General features: G+C 37.2%; 17 protein-coding genes. 5 read left to right on the top strand and 12 right to left on the bottom strand.

The annotated features are described in order from the left end of the window. Positions 1-17 precede the first annotated feature (17 nt). On the bottom strand, positions 18-869 hold the full coding sequence (locus tag ABDD94_RS03930; protein ID WP_345954777.1) for a hypothetical protein: 852 nt from the start codon (positions 867-869) through the stop codon (positions 18-20). A gap of 192 nt (positions 870-1,061) precedes the next feature. Beyond that, a complete protein-coding gene (locus tag ABDD94_RS03925) occupies positions 1,062-1,784 on the bottom strand; it encodes an N-6 DNA methylase (protein ID WP_345954776.1) in 723 nt (240 codons plus the stop codon). A gap of 549 nt (positions 1,785-2,333) precedes the next feature. On the opposite strand from ABDD94_RS03925, the gene ABDD94_RS03920 reads away from it, so the two are divergent. Genes ABDD94_RS03920 through ABDD94_RS03900 form a run of 5 tightly spaced genes read left to right on the top strand, consistent with a single transcriptional unit; the run spans position 2,334 to position 8,159 of the window. After that, a complete protein-coding gene (locus tag ABDD94_RS03920) occupies positions 2,334-2,801 on the top strand; it encodes a nucleoside triphosphate pyrophosphohydrolase family protein (RefSeq protein WP_345954775.1) in 468 nt (155 codons plus the stop codon). 1 nt (position 2,802) lies between these two features. Beyond that, positions 2,803-4,179 carry a DNA methyltransferase gene (locus ABDD94_RS03915; RefSeq protein ID WP_345954774.1) on the top strand — a complete coding sequence of 459 codons (1,377 nt, stop codon included), beginning with the start codon at positions 2,803-2,805 and terminating at the stop codon, positions 4,177-4,179. Position 4,180: 1 nt separating this feature from the next. Beyond that, positions 4,181-5,170 carry a hypothetical protein gene (locus tag ABDD94_RS03910; RefSeq protein ID WP_345954773.1) on the top strand — a complete coding sequence of 330 codons (990 nt, stop codon included), beginning with the start codon at positions 4,181-4,183 and terminating at the stop codon, positions 5,168-5,170. Further along, positions 5,171-7,156 (top strand): hypothetical protein, encoded by a 1,986-nt coding sequence (locus tag ABDD94_RS03905; RefSeq protein WP_345954772.1) that lies wholly within the window; start codon positions 5,171-5,173, stop codon positions 7,154-7,156. Between the two features lies 1 nt (position 7,157). Then, a complete protein-coding gene (locus ABDD94_RS03900; protein ID WP_345954771.1) occupies positions 7,158-8,159 on the top strand; it encodes a hypothetical protein in 1,002 nt (333 codons plus the stop codon). A 46-nt stretch (positions 8,160-8,205) separates the two neighbouring features. On the opposite strand, the gene ABDD94_RS03895 is transcribed toward ABDD94_RS03900, so the two are convergent. The 10 genes from ABDD94_RS03895 to ABDD94_RS03850 all read right to left on the bottom strand — a co-directional run bounded on the left by ABDD94_RS03895 (position 8,206) and on the right by ABDD94_RS03850 (position 14,191). After that, positions 8,206-8,889 (bottom strand): hypothetical protein, encoded by a 684-nt coding sequence (locus ABDD94_RS03895; RefSeq protein WP_345954770.1) that lies wholly within the window; start codon positions 8,887-8,889, stop codon positions 8,206-8,208. A 707-nt stretch (positions 8,890-9,596) separates the two neighbouring features. Continuing rightward, positions 9,597-9,806 carry a hypothetical protein gene (locus ABDD94_RS03890; RefSeq protein WP_345954769.1) on the bottom strand — a complete coding sequence of 70 codons (210 nt, stop codon included), beginning with the start codon at positions 9,804-9,806 and terminating at the stop codon, positions 9,597-9,599. Between the two features lie 34 nt (positions 9,807-9,840). Beyond that, complete coding sequence (locus ABDD94_RS03885) at positions 9,841-10,341, bottom strand: hypothetical protein (protein ID WP_345954768.1); 501 nt, start codon at positions 10,339-10,341, stop codon at positions 9,841-9,843. Between the two features lie 58 nt (positions 10,342-10,399). Further along, positions 10,400-10,756, bottom strand: coding sequence for a DUF6717 family protein (locus ABDD94_RS03880; RefSeq protein ID WP_345954767.1), 357 nt, complete (start codon positions 10,754-10,756; stop codon positions 10,400-10,402). Positions 10,757-10,823: 67 nt separating this feature from the next. Further along, a complete protein-coding gene (locus ABDD94_RS03875; RefSeq protein WP_345954766.1) occupies positions 10,824-11,657 on the bottom strand; it encodes a hypothetical protein in 834 nt (277 codons plus the stop codon). A 91-nt stretch (positions 11,658-11,748) separates the two neighbouring features. After that, a complete protein-coding gene (locus tag ABDD94_RS03870) occupies positions 11,749-12,162 on the bottom strand; it encodes a hypothetical protein (protein WP_345954765.1) in 414 nt (137 codons plus the stop codon). Between the two features lie 63 nt (positions 12,163-12,225). Then, positions 12,226-12,624, bottom strand: a complete 399-nt coding sequence (locus ABDD94_RS03865; protein ID WP_345954764.1) for a hypothetical protein — start codon at positions 12,622-12,624, stop codon at positions 12,226-12,228. Positions 12,625-12,938: 314 nt separating this feature from the next. After that, positions 12,939-13,439, bottom strand: a complete 501-nt coding sequence (locus tag ABDD94_RS03860; protein ID WP_345954763.1) for a hypothetical protein — start codon at positions 13,437-13,439, stop codon at positions 12,939-12,941. Next, positions 13,440-13,892: a hypothetical protein gene (locus ABDD94_RS03855; RefSeq protein WP_345954762.1), complete on the bottom strand. Its 453-nt coding sequence runs from the start codon at positions 13,890-13,892 to the stop codon at positions 13,440-13,442. Positions 13,893-13,978: 86 nt separating this feature from the next. Further along, positions 13,979-14,191, bottom strand: a complete 213-nt coding sequence (locus ABDD94_RS03850) for a hypothetical protein (protein ID WP_345954761.1) — start codon at positions 14,189-14,191, stop codon at positions 13,979-13,981. Positions 14,192-14,393: the final 202 nt, after the last annotated feature.

Below are 14,393 nucleotides of genomic sequence, written 5' to 3'. Positions count from 1 at the left end.
ATCCAAGCTTTAAAAGGTCAATCTGTAAGTGGATTATTCATAAACTCGTTAATATCATCTGACACTGAAACAGTTTTCGCTTTTCCTTTTACCATTGTTTCGGCTACGAAAATAGTTTGTCCTTTTTTGTTAGCGAAATAGTCCGATTGAAGCACCCTAAAATGTCCCTTTCTGAAATGAGGCATTTTTGATGTTGTTGAATTGCCAATATCCCTGATCTTTTCAGATATGTGGAATGTGATGTTTCTATCTGTATTGCGAACGCTTGGTTCAAATAAATCTTTTGGCACACCATCTGTAACACAATCTGGAAAGCAATTCATATATGCAATTGTATTTAGCGCAAGTCTAAACATCTTTAAAATGGTTAATGAAGTCGTGTCATTCTGCTTAGTTAAGTCTGTATAAAACTTGTCTGACATACGACCGCCATTTGTGCCTTGCGAAAAATATAAATCTACCGAACCATTATCCTCAATAGTTAACGAAAAGGCATATCCATCTGCCTCATTGGGCATATGCAATGCAAACTTATAAGTAAAGTGTTCGGTTGTGGCGTTCGAATACCTACGGAAGATTTCTTTGATTTCTCCATTTTCGTAAAGAAATTGTTTAATATTTTCTAAATCAGGCAAACGTGTTTCTTCAAGAAAATCTCTCAACTGTTTGTCAAGAAAGAAAATGTGTAAAAGTTCTGCTTTGGAATCCTGCCTCCACAGCTCAAGTCCGGATATAACTAATCCTCTTGTATCTTGAGTCTCATCAGGGCCAAAAGGTTTTTTTAAAAGATTTGCTCTTAATAATGAAAATATCTGCTCATCCGTGAACTCAGGGGTAAGTTTTTTTGAGTTCCATAAAGATGCTTCCAAAAATATTTTAACGGTTGACTGTAATGTAGTTTCCTGGCCATAAATCCTAATTTATCAGCATGTTAGTGATGAAGATAAAGTTTACGTATTGGCAATGTTGAATTATCTAATTTCCACTGTAAAACCTTTCGATAAAGCACCATAATGCACTAAAAAAATACTAATTCGAATATACTTTAATTATGAAGCTTGTCAAAACAAGCTACCCTGAACACCATTTATTGGTTGTGAAGCCCTTATAGGTTCAAATGGCTTATCAAATTTAGGAGTTGCTTCCTTTATAGGTTTAAGCCACAACTGGCTTTGCTTATGCTCACTAAACTCGCTGTAGTAAGGCATATGGTAACCGTCAACTAAGGTGGTTTGCACCTTGAAACCTCTGTAGAAATCATTGCTGATAGAGTTCATATGTGCTATTTCACCTTGTAAAGAGTTAAGCAGCATGTTAAGCAAAGCCATCTTGCAGCAAGTTATATCCAAGTCTGCACCGTAGAATTTAAGGTGCCTGTTGATCTTCGCTGCGCTAAGTAGCATTCTGCCACTGCCACATGCACAATCCGCAACGGTTTGTTCATTAGTTGGATTGCCAACACTTATAGCTGCCATCATATCACATATAGGTTCTGGTGTGAAGTACTGACCGTTATGTCCATTGCTGATTGCTTGCATGTACAGTTCTCCAAGTGGATCTGCAAAGCCTTCTGATAAGTCGCCTACGATCTTTACAAGCTCAACAAGTTCGTTTACCTTCTTGTGGTTTCGGTATTTGTCCAGTGCTGCTTGTTGCTCTGCCTGGCTATCATACCTTTTAAAAGGCAAAAGTGTCCAGTCTAACAGATCAGTAAAGGCGGTGTGCAGGGATTGGCCGTAAGCGAAGTGTTCGAACTCTTTGAGTAGTTGTCTAATGTCTGTCATTGCAGTAAGTTTTAATCCGAGGAAATTCTCGAACAGACGAACTGCTGAACAGACACACTATGGCAAGGTGGAGATTGAGTAATTGCGGAGGCTCCCATCGGGAAACCCAATTACGAGATACAACCTTGAAGCGTTAGCGACTATGTGCGGGTGTGAAGCTAACTTTGAGTAGAGAAGCACGAGTCTAATCGTATTCAAACTTATATATCAACTACACTTCACATCAATTTAAGGTTTATAACACCCATTTTGGTTAAGTACAGTTAATGCATTGTTAAGAATTACATGTCAATTCAACTGGCTTGAATTTAAAAGTTATTTTCTTGCATATTTAAAAGTGATGAATGGTTATTGCCTTGAATTTATAAGTATTATAATTTAGAGTTAATTAGATTGCACGCTATTCGGTTCGTTTTTTAAATTAAGAATTACCTCCTAGCTAAGGATGCCGCAAAGGAAATCTCCGTAGTCCTTAATGACAATCATTCTGCTTTAAAACCATTGCTAATGTATATCAACTTAGGTATATTTGATAAAATATAAATATTTATGCAAGAAGCATCGCCATTGAGTCAAGTTGCAGAGTTTCATAGAACTTTTAAGCATCCAATATTAGAAACGCCTGCGATTCCGTCTAAATCAAGATGCGACTTAAGAGTCTCTCTTTTGGCCGAAGAAGTCAAAGAGTTACAACAGGCAATTAATGATCAAAATATTGTTGAAATTGCTGATGCACTATGCGATATTCAATATGTGCTCGCTGGGGCAATTTTGGAATTTGGCCTAGGTGAAAAATTTAAAGCATTGTTTGATGAAGTACATCGTTCGAACATGAGCAAAGCATGTGAAACTTTAGAAGAGGCCCACAAAACAATCGAACATTATCGCACCTCTGAAAACTGTGAATCCTATTTACAGGAAGAGGATTCTAAGTTTCTTGTTTTTCGTTCCGTTGATAATAAAACTTTAAAATCTATTAACTATTCTCCCGCTAACCTTAAGGGCTTGCTGTTGTAATATGCAGGAGACAAACGTAATTTCTGTAGAAACAGTAAATTTTGACGAGCAGATAGAGAGTTATTTAAGAAATTATAAACTCACTGGTATTCCTATTGAGGTGTCCTTTCGTGATCTTGTGCCTGATTTATACAAGCCCGATAGATATACCCATCTTATCCATAGCTATCCAGCTAAGTTGTTAATGCATATACCCTATTTTTTTTTAAATAACAACATGTTTTCTAAAAAGGGAGAGCTGATTTTAGACTGCTTTAGTGGTTCGGGTACTGTGATGCTTGAAGCAATTCTCGCTGAAAGAAATGCTATAGGGGCAGATGCTAATCCATTGGCAAGGCTTATCTCCAAAGTTAAAGTTCACCAATATAGTTATGATAGTTTAACAAACCATTTTGAGGATTTGCTTTCTAATATCAAATTGAGGCCTGATGGAATATCCCCTAATGTTCCTAACGTTAATTTTTGGTTTCTTCCCAATATTACTAGTCAGCTTAAAGTTATATTTAATGCTATAAGTCTGATTGAGCAAACAGAGATAAGAGATTTTTTCTTAGTGTGTTTTTCAAACTGCGTAAAAAAGGTAAGTTTAGCTGATCCTAGAGTATCTGTGCCTGTCAAATTAAATCCTGATAGATATAAGCAAAGCCACCCTTTATATGAAGAATCTAAGCGAAAGCTCGATGGCCTAAACTACTTAAATGTTACGGAAAAATTCATTGAAATTGTCAATGATAATATCCAAAGATTTAAGCTTTTGGGACAAAAGAGGCTAAATACTTATACAGCTTCAATAATTTCAAATGATGCTAGAAATCTAACGACTGACATAGGAAGTTCAGAAAAGATGCTGGACGGTTCAGTATCCCTTATCATATCATCTCCGCCATATGCAGGTGCACAAAAATATATTAGATCATCTAGTTTAAATCTAGGTTGGTTGAATATGGTTTATGACGAGTGTACCCTTAAAGATCTTGACGCTCAAAACATTGGACGAGAGAACTACAAAAAATCCGAGTACGTTAATTTCCGAGCTACCGGCATAGTTGAAGCAGATATACTTTTGCAAAAGATTTATAAAATTAATCCTTTAAGAGCACACATTGCTGGAAATTATCTGCGCGAAATGCGAGAAGCCTTTAAAGAAGCTTACAGAGTGCTAAAATCTGGCGGTTATATAGTACTTGTAGTCGGTAACAATCAAGTTTGCGGGCTAGAGTTTGAAACTCAACAATATTTAAAATTAATCTTGGAAGACTTGGGAATGACGACAGTTTTACGACTCATCGACGATATACAGTCATATGGGTTAATGACAAAGCGTAATAAAACAGCCAATGTGATAACACGTGAGTGGGTCTTAGTTTTAAAAAAATAAAATGCAGGATATTAAAAGCTTTGAAGATGAATTGCATGGCAAAATAAAAGTGCTAAATGAGACCACATGGGAATCTAAAGCAAAAAAAGCTGCCATTGACAAATGGATGGAGAATTTCCAAACAGATCAGGAAAGAACGCACGCACTTTTTCTTTTATCAAACTTCATGTATTTTGGTAGTATACAAATTAAACAGTTATTGATAAGTCTTTACCGGGATCTTTATAAATACCCTATAATAAAGAAAATCAGACAGTCTAATCAAAACACTGTCGACTTAGAATTTATAAAAAGTGAATTCAAAGTTGCGCAAAGCAAAACAATGTTTTTGGGGATGGGAAACGCTTCTGAGAGCGGCAATCATTTGCTTTATAGTTTTCGGCAAGAGAATAAACTTTCAACTAGTCTATTTGGATCTAGCAATGACTTGTTCACTGTCGACGCTTCTGGAAAAAAAGCCTTAAAGCATGCTCATGTCAATCACTATGTTTTGTTTGATGATTTCTGTGGCTCAGGTAGTCAAGCACTAAGTTATGCAAAAAATAATGTTTCTGAGATTAGAGCACTAAACCCAGATATTCAAATTTCTTATTTAATGCTATTTGCTACTAAAATTGGTAAGGAAACAGTGTCTGTAATGGCAGATTTTAACAATGTTGAAGCAGTGGTCGAGTTCGACAACTCATTTAAGTTTTTTTCCCTCGATTCAAGATACTTACAAAATTGTTCCCCTCATATAAATAAGGATTTCTTAAAAGAGCTTTGTGAAAGGTATGGAGAACCACTAGTAAGAGATATTGGGTCACGAGCGGGTTTTACTGGCTCTCATTTAGATGCCTATGTAGATAACGCAAAGCTTGGCTGGGGAGGATGTCAGTTGTTAATAGGTTTTTCGCATAATATACCCGATAATACTTTACCAATTATATGGTATAACGAGGAACGTGTTACATGGTACCCTATCTTTAAACGTCATAATAAAACTTATTAAATGACTGATATCAAAATAAATCCATTCAATATCACCAAAGCAGTCGATTACTCTGATGAGGAAATCAACAATTACTGGGTTGATATTTCGGGAGGTAACGGATTTATCGATATGGTAAAGCCATTGTCGCCTATGCCGGTTTTCTTATTGGGAGGAAAGGGAAGTGGCAAGACTCATATCATGCGGTACTTTTCCTACAACTTGCAGAAAATAAGACACAAGGAGGACTTATTGCAGCAAATCAGTAACGATAGATATATTGGTATTTATTTACGCTGTAGTGGGCTAAATTCAAGTAGATTTAAGGGGGGGATATATCGCCAAGGGGCTTGGAAAAATATATTTTCATATTATATCGAACTGTGGTTTACTCAATTATTAGTCAATATAGTATTCGATTTGAACGACACACATAAAAATGTATTGTTGAAATATGAAAACTCTATTTGCAAAAAGCTTTATGCACTATTTGATAGAGATGTCAGTAAAGAGTTTGACACATTGAAGTCGTTTAGTGACTTTTTACAAAAGCGGCAAAAACAAGTTGACTATGATGTCAATAATTCTGTAATTACAGGCCAGGATATAAACGAAGCTGACATCTTAGTAACGCCTGGAAGATTAATTTTTGGTTTTCCTGGAATCCTTGAGTCTGTTATTAAAGAGTTTAAAGGAATTCAATTTATTTACTTAGTTGATGAGTTTGAAAATCTTGAAGAATATCAACAGAGATACATTAATACCTTAATTCGTGAAAGAGAATCTCCAGTATCATTTCGTGTTGGTGTAAGGTGGTATGGAATTAAGACATGGAATACATTTAGCGGTAATGAAGATCTAAAAGTTGGATCAGAAATAGAAAAGTATGTTATCGATATATTCCTTAGAAACAATAATTCAGAGTTTGAAAAATATGCCAAGGAAATTTGCTTATCTCGACTAAAGCAATCTGGATTTAGTTTAAGTAAATTAGGCTCATCTAAAAATAGCTTAAGTTCCTATTTTGAGGAGTTTGACTTAGATAAATTTTTTAAAAAATTAAATGGGAAAGAAGAAAAGCATAGTAAATCTTACTTATTTAAGTTAGAAGAGAGCCTTAAAAAACAAAAGGCAGCACATATAGAATCAATCATAAACAACCTGAAATATGACAAAAATCCTCTCTTGGAGAGAACTAACGTTATGATATTTTATAGAGAATGGAAAGCGGGAGCCGATTTGAGGAAAGCATCTGAAACAATAAAGTCAGATTGTCTTTTATACGTATCTGATTCTAGCAATAAAAATTTAGCCCATTACAAAGTATTAGATAAGTTCAAATATGATTTGATTGACCAATTGCATAGAGAGGCAAGAGAAACATTATCTTATTCAGGAATTGACAAAATAATAAAAATGTCAGCTGGTATTCCTCGTTTCTTTTTAATGATGCTTAAGCATATCTATCGCTGGTCTATTTATGCAGAGGAGAATCCGTTCTCAGGTGGTGTAATAAGTGAAAAATCACAAATGAACGGATTAGGTGATGCAAGTAAATGGTTTTTGGAAGATGCTCGTGCTGCTGGGATTGATGGCAAATTAATGTCTACGAGTATAAGTAAAATTGGACAATATATGCAGGAGATAAGGTTTTCTAACATACCATCGGAAAGCTCACTGTCTTCTTTTAGCATTAAGATGATTGATATTGATGAAGGTATAGAAAAGACTTTGTCTTACCTTGAGCAATATTCTTATCTAATTAAAGTAAACCCAACCCGTGAAAAAAACTCTATTACACAAAGGGTTACTTATCAAATAAATGGTCTGCTTTCACCACATTGGGAGCTTCCGATTTATCGAAGAGGAATACTGCATTTAACTAGTGATGAAGTTGCTGTAATATTTAAAAACTGTACTGAACTTGAGTATAATTCAGTTAAGAATCTTCGTTTAGCAACGTATAACGCCCCGTTTAGAAACTTAACAACGCCTACATTATTTTAACATGACTAGTGCCTCAAAAGACTATACTGTTTTTTATAAGAAGAAGTTTGCTAACACTAGAGAGTTGAAAGCAGATAAATCCTATGACATATTTGTATCTGGCTACAATGATAGCAGGCGAGTAAGAGATGTATTTCACGACATTGATGCTCAAGCAAAGCATTGGATTATGTTTTCCGAGTATCATTACACTAGTAACGAGGCCCCGATTCTAAACTCCGAAAACGAGAAAATTTTTAGTTTCGAAGAAAATTTGAGTGAGTCAGCGGTAATAAGAAAGTATTTCGAAGAGTGTGGAATTGATTTTGCGAGTTTAAATGCCATATGCATCGATATCACAGGATTTATCCGTCCTCATCTTGTCTTTTTAGTAAGGTATTTAGCTGTGTTAGCGGTAAAGGAAGTCGATTTTATCTACTCTGACCCTATAAAGTATGTTAAAGGTGAACAAACTGACTTTTCATTTGATTATACTCATGTTAGGCAAATAGATGGTTGCCAAGGTTTACACAATCCAGAAACTACAAATGACTATTTACTTATAGGTGCTGGCTATGATCATTTAAGAATCATGGACGTCTCGAAAAATAAAAATAACACTAAGAAAGTACAACTTTTTGGTTTCCCATCACTTCAGCCAGACATGTATCAAGAAAACGTTTTGAAAGCCTACAAGGCATCAGAAGAAACCGTTTCAAAAATTGAAGAAATACTAGTGGATGAAGACAATACTATTTTTGCACCTGCAAACGATCCATTTGTGACTGCTCAAGTAATACGTGATTTTATTATAAGGCAAAATACAAAGAAGCCTATAACTAACATGTATTTCTGCCCGCTTTCCACAAAAGCTCAAACGTTAGGTATAGCGTTATACTATATTTCTGAATGCCTTAACGAACCAACAAGTATCATATTCCCAATTTGCAGCAGATACTCAAAAGAAACCACAGAGGGATTAGCGAAGATTTGGCGATACACAGTTGAGTTTAACAACATATAGCTTATATAATTTACGGGTAAGGCATCATCGCTAATTAAATATATAGCTATTTAATTAGCTTCGCATCAGGAAAATACTCTGAGAAAGTCATTTCTGCCTTATTGCGAAAATTAGAAATTTCTTTATGGAAATCTGCATACAATGGGATGTCACTTGTGGCTTTAATCATTTCTATGTTCTGTGCCTTCAATCTAGTTGTATAGAAGAATAACAGTATTCTAAATAGCTGTTTTTTATCATTGTGCTCTAAGAGAGCTTCTTCTATGTTATCAATTAATATCAAAAGGTTTCCAATTAAAAATAAATATTCATAAAAAAAAGAATTGTTTAAAAAAGCCTCTTTGTGGGCACGATGTGGAAGCACTTGAAGAAAAATTGAAATAGCTCTTCGACTTTTAAATACCTTTCCTTTGTTAACTTGTGGAGAAGTAAAAGTTACGTTCTGGTAATCTTCCTTCAAATTATTAAAAGAGGTATACAAAAAAGAAAATGCGTTTTGCTGTGACTGTAGTTTATTAGCTTTATTTTGAGATAAAAAGCTTATGTAAATTAATATTGAACCTATTATATTTATGATTGGCGCTGTAATCCCACCAATTGTATCTCCAATTTGTCCAGTTTCTGAAAAATCCCAGCTATTCCAAAATGCAGCTCTTGTAAAGCCGTACAAAGAGGCAAAAATAATAAGCAGTAGTCCTGAAAATATTAAAATGTTTTTTCCTGAAAGCATGTAAGTGTTATATTTAATTTAATCTAAAATACGAATTCATTTTTAAGTACTATTAGTGCAAACTCGTGAGGTAAACTTCTAAATCAACGTGTATAACTTAATAGTTTTATAGGTTCTAAGCTGACTAGTTGGAAGTATAGAAGAGATCAGTTATTTTTAATAGAAAGCCATCAGCCGAATTACGATGATTAGCGAACCGTTCTACGCGAATTGAGCAAATGGTCTGAGTGGAGAGAGTACCGATTAGGTGCGGTCACTCAGAATGCTTCACAAAGGCTTGGCGCTGGTTTTGAGTTTGGGAGGTGCGTTGGTTAATCAAAAGCTGTGACAAGGCTGAAGCCATTTGCGATGCGTAGGTGAGCCAGACAAGGGAACTGCCTGAATGAAATAGTAATGCAGCGTAGCGCAATGCTATGAAGGCAGGGAGAAGTTCCGTGATGAATGACTTTGCTCAAACATCAAACGGTGTGACAAGTCAGCCGTAAGGATGGTGAAGCGCAACGTGCTTGAAAAGCTTGTTAAGCGTAACGCAACTTGGCGTACGGTTGTGATGAGCTTAGGCAGTGGGTCACACCTATCTTCCTGCTTATCCATGCGGACTACCCCAAAAGTTCCAGAGCATTCCTTACTCGCTTAAACAACCCTCTTCGAGCTAAGGGATGCTCAGGTTCTGACAAATACTGGCAATGGCTCGAATTAAGTGCAGGCTATTCACTAAGCTTTACTCTAAGCAACGCTTTGCCTATCCTGTAAGTAATGACTGCTACGGCTATAAGGGCAGTAATCTTTCCTATACGTAGCACTTGGAATTGCCAACTATTAAACTCGTCATCGAACAGATGATCTTCAGGATCAGTTGCAATGGTTAGCAAGCCAGCCACTATTATAAACCATAGTAGTCCGCTAATTACTAGCATAACATAAGCCAATGTACGAACAAGTGCCTTCACGTCATTTGATACCAACTGTGTTTCCAAAGATGTTTATATACTGTGTTACCGTCCTCAACTTATAATCATCCCAATACGGAGCCATAGGAGCAGCATTATCATTCTCTATTAGGACCGTATCTAATACAAACCTGTGGTCGTCCTGCTGATTATTAATAGCTTCCTGTATCTCATTGTAGTAGTAAACACCTTCGAAGTGCTTCAAGAATAACGTTTGTATTGCAATCTTATCTTCGACATTGAGCTTTGGAATCTCTACAATCTCGCTGCTTGCATCGTTTATAAGTTCAAGACGTACTAACAGATCACTTGCAGCATCTTCTACTAAAGGCTTATCATAGCTATCTCTAATTTCAAACCTAGCACCGTTATAATCAATCTTTACCCTTGTAAAGAACAACCTGTGTACTTCATCATAGTAGTGTTGCCTTCTCGTGTAGTGGCTTGGATGTGTGATTGCACTTGCCAACCATAATAAGTTATGCCGTTGTTGAGTTGTCATTGGGTAGGCTAATATAAAAGTTAAACCTCTTGACAGCAAGCTTAACCATTCAGACCCATCATTTGAAATAAACTACTGGTGGCAATTTCTTAAACACATAGTTCATAACCTCACATAACCACATCTTATGATTAATCTCCTCGCCTTGGTAAACCTTTAAAAGGTACATACCGCCACCTATACCATTCGATAAATCTTCTGTAAGTATCAACTCATTAGAGCCTCCAAAAGGTTGTTCACTCACCGTGAGTGTCACTTCCTTTCCACCTTGTGCCATGATATCGAGCATCGTGTCTGCACCCTCTACCATTTCTAATTCTGCCTTACTTCCTTTCCATTCAGGTAGCACTACATACCATCTTCCTGTATGTTCCTTTGCAAAGGTTAATGTTTGTTGTATGTTGTTTGATTCCATGAATGTTAAAGATAAATAAAAAGAGCCTACCCAAATAGGTAAGCTCTGCATTTCGACTTGTTAACTTTTAAAGGTTTGGCACCACGTACCTTTGATAGTACTGCCTTGCAATAGCAAAGTTCAACGCATCTGTGGCATTGCCACCATCCATGTCCTGAGTATAGGAAATGACACCTGCTCCCAAATCGCGTTGTGCTGGCTTTGCAGGGCCATCAGGTATATCCACCAACACATCTGTTTGACGGTCGTAAAAGCCTGGGATTAGGCAGTTGATTTCAAACTGAGGTGTAAAGGTTATGGGTGTTGATGCTTGCAGGTCATAACTCAATATTTGCTTATCCGCTGTCTTGTTCTTTGCTAAGGCAAACTTAATAACCATCACATCACCACTGGTTACCTTTGATAGTACAGAAGCTTGCTCAAATGTGTTAAATGCTTTAACATTGAGTTTGACCATCTGCTCATACTGCTCTTTTGTTATAAGTATATTCTGTTTTCTAATCGTCACCACGCCGTTCCAAGACCAGTTTTTGGTAACTTCCTTATAAAGGTTACTGCTGCTGTTCAACGAAATGGTGCTTGGCTGGGCTGACTTGCCTCGACGAAAGATGAAGCCTAATGTCTTACCTTTCACATAGACATTGTTGAAGCTGTTGCTTTGGTTGATGGTCTTGATAGCTGCATCAATCAGCTTCTTAGTTATCTCTCCATTCGGGTCTACCTTGGTATAATCAATATCAAGATAATCAGGATATACAGCAATATACTTACTGTCAATAACTTCATGTACGGGTGTTAATGGAGCAGTTGGCTTTACTTCTTCTGTACTGCCACTTCCTCCTGATTTAGAGCAAGACGATAACATGAAGGCTGTTACAGCCAATAGGATTAATCTTTTCATTGTTGTGATCTGTTGTTGTATGGGTTTGATTGTAATTAAGTGCGGTTATGTGTGGCTGCCTGTGATGGTTACCTTTAAAAAGGCAAGCTGTCTAAGTAGCCTCAGAGAAGTCCAATTCGTACTGATTCCCGTGTGTACCATCGTCTGTTAAATTTATATAGAGCACAAGGCGCTGTTGTTTCCAATAGCATGTTGCCTTACCATCAGTAAAAGAGAAGCTTTCTTCCAGTTCCTCATTCATGGTACTGGTGTAGTTAGAGCGGTAATAGATGAGTTTATCATTCGCATGGAAAGCAAAGCTGCGACTACTCTTATAGATAGTTAGCTTGCCAATTCCTGCACCATCAAGGTATAGTGGTTGCTCATCATTAAGGTTTACCCTGTAAAATAGATAGTTCCCTATATACTCCTTCTCTTTCACAGGCTCCTTAGCTGGCTGTGACCTACCACGTAAGGCATAGAACATTAAAGCAATGGCCATAAGTATAGTAACTGGTGTAATCATTGTAAAATGAGGATTGAAGACAGCAACGATATGCTGCTGCCTGTGATGGCTGTGTTGTTATATTTATAGTGTCTGGTAGATTACTATATACTTATCAGCTATGTAACGTATCACAATCTTGCTGTAGGTACCAAAATCCTTAATCAACACCTCGCATTCTTTACCATTCTTGTCAGTGGCGTTCCATTGCGTATAACCACCATCATCAGTAGTTAAATCAATCTTGCGAGCAAACTTGTAGGATTGGTTTTCATCAACAAACCCGTTGAAGTTGATTACTAGGTAATTGTTGTAAAGACTAATAGTGGCGTTCTTGCTAAGCCTTCTGAATGGTGTTTTGCTAACGACTGCTCCTTGAGCATTTAATTTTCTCGTGGACGATTGTGTTGCTGTGTAAACAACTTGGGCATGAACAGCAACGAAGCACATCAATGCTGCAATGGTGAGTAAGAAAGTTTTCAATTTCGTGATAGTGAAGTACCAATGCAGTCCTTCATCGGTGGGTTAGATAACACAAAAGCGCCTGGACTAGACCGTATTTGCGTTCAAGAGGCCCTAGGAAGCCCACACAACAACAAACAAGTCTTCGCCCAAACGCTTTCGCGCATGGACGTTGATCTCATCTGTTCTCATTGTGTTTGAAATTTCCTAGGTTTCTTGAACAAGAACAAATAAAGCAACGCTCTATTTTCTTAAATAATTATATGTAATGGATACTGTCTGTGTTGTGCTTCTTGTATTGATTAGAGGCAAAGTTAATCAGTATCCATTATAAGTTAAGCAACCTTCATCAACTTTCTTTTAACTGGTTTAGGCTTATAAGCGATTAGCTCGAAGTCATGGTTGCTCTTATCCCGTTCGTGCATATAGTCAAAAAGGTCATTGCACTCTGTGATAACATTATAAGTTGAGACGCAGTCCTCAATGTTGATCGCTGTATGCTCATTTGATGTTAACTTATAAAGCGTTCGCATAAACTTAGAAGTAAGTGCTGTGTAGTCATTCTCTCCACTGCCGTAAACTTCAAATCCGAAGTGTATGCAGTAAGTATCAACCGGGCACATTAGGCATAGGTAGATTAGCGGATTGACAAACTCATGCACCTTGTTCATAAAGACTGGCTTGCTACGGTCTGCCTGTACCAAGCTGCACCTTAGTTCGTGCTGTTCGACTGTAGCAATAAGAGCTCTGGCCTGCTTTAAAATTTTGTGGTAAGCCTTGCGTACTTCTGCATTATAAGTTAAGACGCGTTGGTCTGTGTTTGATGGCTGTTTCATTTATGCTGCTTGCTCTGGGTGAACAATGTCTTTCTTGTAGTTGTCGAGTGTCTCGGTATACTTCAAAGCATCATCATACTTACTGTAATGGTAAGTGTATTCTTCAAGCCTGTCCTCGATATTAGTTTTGGTGGCTTCGACACTGGTTAACCTATAGATAGATCGTACAATGAGCGTGTCCAGGTGGTTACCGATGTGCGGTTTAACCTTGAAGTTCTTGGCATAGGAGATCATCCGCTTGCCAAAATATTCTCCTACGCTGATGTAAACCATCGGTGAGTAGAAAGAATGTGATTCATTGGTCTTTCCTGTCCGTTCTACGTAAGTACGAAGTTCCTCGGTAGGGCAATCGGCTAAGATCTGTTTAACCTGTTTGATAATGGCTTGGTAAGCTTTTTCTACTGCCTCGTTAGCAGTCTTGATGGCTTGGTCTTGTTTGCTTGGTGTTTCCATGAAATTGATTTTTTAAAAGTTAATAAAAATGAAAAAGCCTGAACGTTGTCGCTCAGGCTTCCTGTTGTGTGTAAGTGTGGTGTTGGCTACTGCTCATCCTCTGGTTTGAGGTAAGAGAAATATTGAGGGTCATCGTTGTTGTACCTCCTCATATTCTCAAAGTATGTAGCCATGTTTGGTTCCATTACTTTAGGCTTTTGGGTAGTTCGCAGCAAGAATGCTATCTCTTCTTTAAATGGACTATCTTCTATATTGTACTGTATATAATACTCGTAGAAGTAGCTGCAATCGAGACTCATGTAGAAGGTTCTGCAAGCGATAGTATGCATGCTGCATGGGTCTACGTTGTCATTCCGATAATCCCTGTCATAGAAGTATTCGTTCTGCTGGGCGTAAAGCTTCCTGACTTTCTTACGGATTTTCATAAAGAAGCTTTCCAATCCCAAATTGATACCGGTATGGTGCTTACCTATGTGATGCCGAGGTGCGACCTTCCAACGC

Origin of the sequence: Mucilaginibacter sp. PAMB04168, assembly GCF_039634365.2 — a bacterium.
Classification (GTDB): Bacteria; Bacteroidota; Bacteroidia; order Sphingobacteriales; family Sphingobacteriaceae; genus Mucilaginibacter.
The sequence above is the reverse complement of the archived record's forward strand: the minus strand, read 5'-3'. Positions and strand labels throughout refer to the sequence as shown.

What these genes read in the sequence shown, in the direction of transcription:
- ABDD94_RS03860 (WP_345954763.1), bottom strand. Translation starts at nt 13,439, where the DNA reads ATGAAACAGCCATCAAACACAGACCAACGCGTCTTAACTTATAATGCA.
- ABDD94_RS03885 (WP_345954768.1), bottom strand. Translation starts at nt 10,341, where the DNA reads ATGACAACTCAACAACGGCATAACTTATTATGGTTGGCAAGTGCAATC.
- ABDD94_RS03855 (WP_345954762.1), bottom strand. Translation starts at nt 13,892, where the DNA reads ATGGAAACACCAAGCAAACAAGACCAAGCCATCAAGACTGCTAACGAG.
- ABDD94_RS03920 (WP_345954775.1), top strand. Translation starts at nt 2,334, where the DNA reads ATGCAAGAAGCATCGCCATTGAGTCAAGTTGCAGAGTTTCATAGAACT.
- ABDD94_RS03900 (WP_345954771.1), top strand. Translation starts at nt 7,158, where the DNA reads ATGACTAGTGCCTCAAAAGACTATACTGTTTTTTATAAGAAGAAGTTT.
- ABDD94_RS03890 (WP_345954769.1), bottom strand. Translation starts at nt 9,806, where the DNA reads ATGCTAGTAATTAGCGGACTACTATGGTTTATAATAGTGGCTGGCTTG.
- ABDD94_RS03870 (WP_345954765.1), bottom strand. Translation starts at nt 12,162, where the DNA reads ATGATTACACCAGTTACTATACTTATGGCCATTGCTTTAATGTTCTAT.
- ABDD94_RS03910 (WP_345954773.1), top strand. Translation starts at nt 4,181, where the DNA reads ATGCAGGATATTAAAAGCTTTGAAGATGAATTGCATGGCAAAATAAAA.
- ABDD94_RS03915 (WP_345954774.1), top strand. Translation starts at nt 2,803, where the DNA reads ATGCAGGAGACAAACGTAATTTCTGTAGAAACAGTAAATTTTGACGAG.
- ABDD94_RS03925 (WP_345954776.1), bottom strand. Translation starts at nt 1,784, where the DNA reads ATGACAGACATTAGACAACTACTCAAAGAGTTCGAACACTTCGCTTAC.
- ABDD94_RS03880 (WP_345954767.1), bottom strand. Translation starts at nt 10,756, where the DNA reads ATGGAATCAAACAACATACAACAAACATTAACCTTTGCAAAGGAACAT.
- ABDD94_RS03875 (WP_345954766.1), bottom strand. Translation starts at nt 11,657, where the DNA reads ATGAAAAGATTAATCCTATTGGCTGTAACAGCCTTCATGTTATCGTCT.
- ABDD94_RS03850 (WP_345954761.1), bottom strand. Translation starts at nt 14,191, where the DNA reads ATGAGTCTCGATTGCAGCTACTTCTACGAGTATTATATACAGTACAAT.
- ABDD94_RS03895 (WP_345954770.1), bottom strand. Translation starts at nt 8,889, where the DNA reads ATGCTTTCAGGAAAAAACATTTTAATATTTTCAGGACTACTGCTTATT.
- ABDD94_RS03905 (WP_345954772.1), top strand. Translation starts at nt 5,171, where the DNA reads ATGACTGATATCAAAATAAATCCATTCAATATCACCAAAGCAGTCGAT.